Annotated in this window: 9 protein-coding genes and 1 pseudogene; 1 reads left to right on the top strand and 9 read right to left on the bottom strand. The window is 63.4% G+C overall.

The genetic code is table 11. The annotated features are described in order from the left end of the window. A pseudogene (locus EOA27_RS42170) lies at positions 1 to 153 on the top strand (GNAT family N-acetyltransferase); the annotation flags it as partial. Position 154: 1 nt separating this feature from the next. Here the strand turns inward: EOA27_RS42170 and EOA27_RS17730 are convergent. The 9 genes from EOA27_RS17730 to EOA27_RS17695 form a co-directional block, all read right to left on the bottom strand. Then, positions 155 to 2,641, bottom strand: a complete 2,487-nt coding sequence (locus tag EOA27_RS17730) for an EAL domain-containing protein (protein ID WP_126081208.1) — start codon at positions 2,639 to 2,641, stop codon at positions 155 to 157. A gap of 281 nt (positions 2,642 to 2,922) precedes the next feature. Beyond that, positions 2,923 to 3,321, bottom strand: a complete 399-nt coding sequence (locus EOA27_RS17725) for a DUF1801 domain-containing protein (protein ID WP_126081209.1) — start codon at positions 3,319 to 3,321, stop codon at positions 2,923 to 2,925. A 79-nt stretch (positions 3,322 to 3,400) separates the two neighbouring features. After that, positions 3,401 to 3,844, bottom strand: coding sequence for a DUF1801 domain-containing protein (locus EOA27_RS17720; RefSeq protein ID WP_126081210.1), 444 nt, complete (start codon positions 3,842 to 3,844; stop codon positions 3,401 to 3,403). Further along, on the bottom strand, positions 3,844 to 4,077 hold the full coding sequence (locus tag EOA27_RS17715) for a hypothetical protein (RefSeq protein ID WP_126081211.1): 234 nt from the start codon (positions 4,075 to 4,077) through the stop codon (positions 3,844 to 3,846). Before EOA27_RS17715 ends, EOA27_RS17720 begins: the two co-directional genes overlap by 1 nt. 39 nt (positions 4,078 to 4,116) lie before the next feature. Next, positions 4,117 to 4,347, bottom strand: coding sequence for a VOC family protein (locus EOA27_RS42970; RefSeq protein WP_348633070.1), 231 nt, complete (start codon positions 4,345 to 4,347; stop codon positions 4,117 to 4,119). Continuing rightward, positions 4,275 to 4,508 (bottom strand): VOC family protein, encoded by a 234-nt coding sequence (locus EOA27_RS42965; protein WP_281059436.1) that lies wholly within the window; start codon positions 4,506 to 4,508, stop codon positions 4,275 to 4,277. Before EOA27_RS42965 ends, EOA27_RS42970 begins: the two co-directional genes overlap by 73 nt. A gap of 87 nt (positions 4,509 to 4,595) precedes the next feature. Then, positions 4,596 to 5,000 carry an SRPBCC domain-containing protein gene (locus tag EOA27_RS17705; protein ID WP_126081212.1) on the bottom strand — a complete coding sequence of 135 codons (405 nt, stop codon included), beginning with the start codon at positions 4,998 to 5,000 and terminating at the stop codon, positions 4,596 to 4,598. After that, positions 4,997 to 5,320 (bottom strand): metalloregulator ArsR/SmtB family transcription factor, encoded by a 324-nt coding sequence (locus EOA27_RS17700; RefSeq protein ID WP_126081213.1) that lies wholly within the window; start codon positions 5,318 to 5,320, stop codon positions 4,997 to 4,999. Before EOA27_RS17700 ends, EOA27_RS17705 begins: the two co-directional genes overlap by 4 nt. Before the next feature lie 80 nt (positions 5,321 to 5,400). After that, positions 5,401 to 6,153, bottom strand: a complete 753-nt coding sequence (locus EOA27_RS17695) for an IclR family transcriptional regulator (protein ID WP_126081214.1) — start codon at positions 6,151 to 6,153, stop codon at positions 5,401 to 5,403. Between the last annotated feature and the right edge of the window lie 85 nt (positions 6,154 to 6,238).

Below are 6,238 nucleotides of genomic sequence, written 5' to 3'. Positions count from 1 at the left end.
GGACAAGCGAGAACCGTCTGCATCATCGATCCGGAAAACGGCGCTTCGCTGAAGGTCGCCGAAAAGAACGGTTATGGAGAGATTTTGCGGACCACCTATCATGAGAAGCCGACGATCCTGTTGGAACGGCGGGCCGGAGGGGTTGTCGCCTAGATTAGCTGGCTTTGCGGCGCAGCGTCCGCGCCAAAGTCTCCCATCCATCCGCCGTTGCATCGCGCTCGCTGCGATTGCCGCGCAGCACCGTGGTTGCGTCGAATGGCTGGGGACGCGCAATCGCATAGCCCTGCGCATAGTCGACGCCGATCGCTTTCAAGGCGTCGATGATGCCCTCGCTTTCGACGAATTCGGCGATGGTGCGTTTTCCCGTCACCTTGCCGATGTGATGGATCATCTCGACCATCGCGCGGTCGATGCGGTCGTCGAGCATGTCCTTGACGAAGCTGCCGTCGATCTTGAGGTAGTCGACCGGCAAATGCTTCAGATAGGCGAAGGACGACATGCCGGAGCCGAAATCGTCGAGCGCGAAGCGGCAGCCAAGCCCGCGCAGATCGGCGATGAAGCGCATGGCTTCGGAAAGATTTGCAATGGCGCTGGTCTCGGTGATCTCCAGACAGATCGTTTCGGGGACGATGGCGTGCGCGGCGAACTGCTCGCGCATGAAGCCGAGGAAGGTCTCGTCGCCGAAGGTGGCGCCGGAGAGATTGATCGCGCAGGTGGATATCGGCGTCGCGTGCGGGTCGGCGCGCCTGGCCGCCAAGGTGGCGAGGGTGTCGCGCACCACCCAGCGGTCGATCGCCGGCATCAATCCGTAGCGCTCCGCCGCCGGGATGAAGCTCTGCGGCGTGACGAAGCTGCCGTCCTCGTCGGTCAGCCTGAGCAGGATTTCGATATGCGCGCCCTGCTCCGGGATATCGTCGCGCAGGGGCGCGATCTCTTGCGCATGCAGCCTGAAGCGGTTCTGATCCAGTGCGGCGTGCAGACGCTGCACCCAGGCCATCTCGCCGAAGCGCTCGCGCAGCGCGGTGTCGCCCTCGCTGTGGAAATGGATGCGGTTGCGGCCCTTTTCCTTCGCCATGTAGCAGGCGACGTCGGCTGCGCGCAGCACCTCCTCCAGCGTCATGCCGACGTTGGCGACTTCGACCATGCCGATGCTGACGCTGATGTTGAAGGGACGTCCGTCCCAGGAGAAATGCAGGTCCTGGACCGTGGCGCGCAGCCGTTCGGCGGTTGCGGCGGCACAGTCGGCATCGCAATCGAAGAGCAGCACGCCGAACTCGTCGCCGCCGAGCCTGGCCAGGATGTCGCCGGGCGGCAGCTCGTTGGCGAGCAGCACCGAGATCTGGCGCAGCAGCTGGTCGCCGGCGGCATGGCCGCATGTGTCGTTGACCAGCTTGAACTGGTCGAGGTCGAGATACATCAGCGCATGCCTGCGCGACCTTTCCGGCGCTTCGGAGATCGCGCCTGCCAGCCGGTTCTCGAAGTCGCGGCAGTTGACGAGACCGGTCAGCGCATCATGCGATGCCTGCCACGACAGGCGCTCGATATAATCCTGCTCGCGCGTCATCTCGTGCAGGGCCAGGACACAGCCGAGGATCTGGCCTGAGACGATCAGCGGCGCGCCGTTCAGCGCCACCGGCACGACCGAGCTGTCGGGACGCTCCAGGAGCTGCGGGCGCACATTGGAGCGGCGCGGCTCGCCTGCCAGCAGGCGCGCGATCAGATCGGTCTCCTCGACGCCGCTGTCCTTGTCGACAAGCCGGAACAACGAGGCGATGGGCCTGCCCCTGGCTGCGGCCAGCGAGCAGGCAAGCAGCCGCTCCGCCCCGGCATTCATATAGTCAAGCCGCCCCTCGGCATCGGTGCTGATGACGGCCTGGCCGATCGAGGCCAGCGTGATCTGGGCACGCTCGCGCTCGGCGTTGAGGGCGCTCTGAAACGCCTGGCGCTGTATCATCAGCTTGCGCGTGCGCCAGACGACGAGCAGGATAAGCAGGGCGGCGGTGGCGAGATTGGCCGCCGTCAGCGCCATCTTGATGAAGCGGGATCCCTCGCCGAGGCTGTCGGAAAACGCCTTGGCCAGCGGCCCGATCCGGCGGTCGAGCTGGTGGATTTTCGCCTTCCAGAGGCTGATCTCGGCTAGCGTTGCCGGCCCTTTTTCCAGCCTTCGATTCATCTCGTCGCCAAGTCCCTCGATGGCGAGGATCATCTCGTCGGCATCCCTCCAGTGGCGGATCGCGGTGTCGAGATAGCTGACGCCGCGGAAATTCCGGAACAGCCAGATCAGGCCGTCAACATCGTCGGGGTGGTTGTTGCCGCCGAGAAAGCCAAGCCGGGCCGCATTCGTGTCGGGCTCGGCCTGTTCGAGCGCCAGCCGCGCGGCGCGATCGGCGAGCGGCACGGCGATGGCTTGACGATATTCGTTGAAATATTCCTGCCGGCCGGTATCGGCATAAAGGTTCAGGAAATAGATGGCGTGCATCCGGCCTTTCGACCATTGGCTTTCGCCGCCGACATAGGCGCGGACCGCGGATAATGTGTGGAGGCTGAGGGTTGCGACCAGCGCCTGGGTCAGGACCACCGCGACGAAGGGACAGACCAGCCCTATCAGACGCGGACCGGCATCGGTCGACGAGAACTTCATCCCATTCCCATGGAGCTCGTTCTGCTCCCCCGGCGTCTGTCCGACTGGCTCATCCGTCGGTTGAGACGATATTTTTCCCCGCATGTCGCCCCGTTGCCGGCGACATCGATCCAGATAGCGCTCTTGGCTTAACGGCCGATAAATTTGTCCGGTACTTGTTTCATGAATTGTTGCCTGGCAGACGCTTACGCCGGGTGATGCGATGTATTGATCCGTGTTGCCGGTGCGCGGAAGAAAAAGCCGGCAACATCAACCCGATAGCGTTATACCGCAGTCCTCTCTCAGCGCTTGGCCCTCGATCTGTTGAGGGTCACGGCTTCGCGTACGAGCGCCTTCAGCGCATCGGCGTCGATCGTGTCGCCTTGCTTGAAATCGATGGCGCGCCTCGTGTTGCCTTCGAGGCTGGAGTTGAAGAGCTTCTTGGGGTCGGGCAGCGCCGCGCCTCTGGCGAAGGTCAGCTTGACGACGGCCTTGTAGGTCTCGCCGGTGCAGATGATGCCGGCATCCTCCCAAACCGGCACGCCGCGCCATTTCCATGTCTCGACGGCTTCCGGCGCGGCCTGGCGGATCAGGGCGCGGAGCCGGGCAAGCATCTCGCCGCGCCAGTCGCCCAGTTCCTCGATCCTTCTATCGATCAGCTCGGACGCAGACCTGCCGTCCTGCTCGCCGTCTTTTTGCATGTCTGGTTTCTCCTCAATGCCGGATATGACATCGCCGCCGTGGTCCTTCGGGAGGGCGGCGCTTGATCCTTCCTTGCGCTTACATCCGTTCGCCGGGCAGCCGGCTCGCCTGTTTCACCCAGGAAACGAACCGCTTCTCGTCGAGCCGATCGTCCTCACGGATATGCAAATAGCGCGTGTCCCCGCTCTTGGATTCGACCGGAGGCACGGGGTCCAGCGACAGGCCGCGGAAGAACGCCACCTTGATGTAGCTGGCGAAGCAATGGATGCCGAGAAACCAGCCTTCGTCCTTCATGCCGTAGAGTGGCGAATTCCATTTGACGGCCTTCTGCACGTTGGGAATGGCTTGCACGATGAGCTGGTCGAGCCGGCGCCCGACCTCGCTCTTCCAGCCCGGCATCGCCGCGATATAGGCCTGCACGGGAGCGTCGCCATGGCCCTTGGCGATCTGCGGATTGCCGCCTGAAAGCAGGACCGGCTTCTCGTGCGGAGATGCGTCGGCTTTCGATTTCGCCTTCGCCATCAGGCCGATCCCGTGCGCTCGGGCGACGGCTCGCCGCGCCTTCTGGCGGCATAGGGCAGCACGAACATGTAGAGTCCGCTGAACAAAAGCAGGAAAAGCGGGATCAACGGCGAATAGACGATCCAGGCGGGCGGCGGGCCCATGGCCATGGCGGCGAAATTGGCAATGACGGTGACGGTGAAGATGATCGACAGCCAGCGATGAAGCTGCCTGATCCACTTGCTCCAGCTCAATGTAACCTCCCTTGCAAATGACGAGACGGATCGAGGCGCCTACCAGCGCGCCAGCTGCGAAAGCTGGACGAGGTTGCCGCAGGTGTCGTTGAGCTGCGCGATGGTGGCGCCGGTCACCGCGGTCGGCGCCATGGCAAAATTGCCGCCCTTGGCCTTAATGCGCTCGTGGTCGGCCTTGATGTCGTCGCTGAACAGCATCAGCGCCGGCTGGCCCTGCTTGAAGATGGCCTGCTGATAGGTCTTTGCCGCCGGATTGTCGTTGAGTGCCAGCTGCAGTTCGGTGCATCCGGATCGTCGGGCGAGGTGACGGTCAGCCAGCGGAATGGACCGTTGGTGAAATCCGCCTTCCTGGTGAAGCCCAGAACGCCGGTGTAGAAGGCGAGGGCCTTCTCCTGGTCGTCGACATAGATGCTGGTCAACTTGATATTCATTTCGATATCTCCATGGCTTACGCCTGCGGTGTGCCGCCCCGCCAAACAGTGTGTTGTTCCGAGCAGTCCTGCTGTTGGCGGCGACCTTCAGTCGAGCCGCGAAAGGACCTCCTCCAAGGTCGCCAGGTATCTCTTCCAGCCGACGGTGGCGCCGCGGTAATACGGCTCCTGATCCGTGCGGAAGCCGACCTGCTCCATACGCAGATGCGTGCCCGTGCCCGTCGGGGTCAGCGTCCAGGTGACCACGCTCTCGAGGTCCTTGGTGTCCCAGCTGTAGGACAGCGTCCGGTTTGGTTCGACCGTCCGCACCTGGCAGTCGACGCCACCCCATTCGGCGCTCAGATTGAAGCGATGGTCCACGACCGGCTTGAAGTCGTTCTTCATCAGCCACGCCTCGATGAGATGCGGTTGGGTAAGCGCGCGCCAAATCTTTTCCGGCGCAAAAGGTATCTCGCGTTCGACGATGACGGAGCGCGTTGCGGCTTCGTTCATTGATCCATCCTTTTGAGCAGGTCTTCGAGATCGTCGAACCGGCTTTCCCAAAACCCCGCCATGTCGCGCGTCCAATCCATCAACGGCGCAAGCGCCTTGAGCTGCGCGCTGTAATGGGTCTGGCGCCCTTCATGGCGGTCGCGCACCAGCCCCGCTTCCTTGAGCACGCCCAAATGCTTCGACACCGCCGGCTGCGACACACCTGCCTGCGCGGTGAGGGCTCCGACCGTCTGCTCGCCCTGGCGACAGAGACGTTCGAAGATGGCGCGCCGCGTCGGATCGGCAAGCGTCCTGAACAGCATATCGTGCGTGGCCGGCATCTCAGATCGATAACCCGTTGGCTATTGATTGACGTATAACCATCGGGATATATGTGAGTCAAGCAGAAACCTGGACGGCGCTAGTTGCCGGCGCCCGTGTTGAGGGCTGCCACGTCCAGCATGAAGGCATCCTCGCCGAAGGCGCGGGTAGCGCGCGCGGCGGCTTCCAGCAGCGGGCGTTTCATGCGCTCGAGAAAGGCCGCGTCGACGCGCGTGCTCGGCCCTGCGAGCGTCAGCGCGCCGAGCAGTGTGCGTCCTGGTCCGAAGACGGGCGCGGATATGCCGGCGGTCTGCGGGTCGCGGTCGCCGATCGAGATGTAGTTGTAGGTGTTGCGGATCGTTTCGTAGGGCTCGCCCTCCTGGCCCGAAAAGGCGGCAAGCACCCGGCCGCCGGAGCCGACAAGCAGAGGCAGCACATCGCCTTCGCGGATCGTGTAGCGGATCGGATGCTTGGATTCGACACGGTAAAGGCAAGTGCGCAGATCACCGGAGCGCACGTAGAAAGCGACGCTTTCCCAGCTCTGCTCGGAAAGATCGCGCATGATTGGCAGCAGGACGTCCATCGCCACGACGGACCGCTGGTAGAGCGCGCCAAGCCGGAATGCGGCAGGCCCGATGCGATAGCGCCCGTCATCCAGGCGCTCCAGCAATTGCCCGCGTATCAGGGAATTTGCCAGCCGCAGGATCGTGCTCTTGTAAAGGCCGGTACGGGCGGCGATTTCGGCCAGACCGAGCGAGCGGTCGGCAGCGGTGAAGGCATCGAGAATGGCGATAGCGCGTTCAAGCGCGGCAACGCCGTCGGCCCGTGCCGAGCTGGGAGGCGTGTCTGTCATTGCAACGGTGATTTCATCGCAGTCGCCCATCCGGAACTGATCCGGACACGAGATTTAATCCCGACGCCGCCGTTCTGTCTAGCAG

Source organism: Mesorhizobium sp. M2A.F.Ca.ET.037.01.1.1, assembly GCF_003998075.1.
Classification (GTDB): domain Bacteria; phylum Pseudomonadota; class Alphaproteobacteria; order Rhizobiales; family Rhizobiaceae; genus Mesorhizobium.
This window is presented reverse-complemented; position numbering and strand designations above follow the sequence as displayed.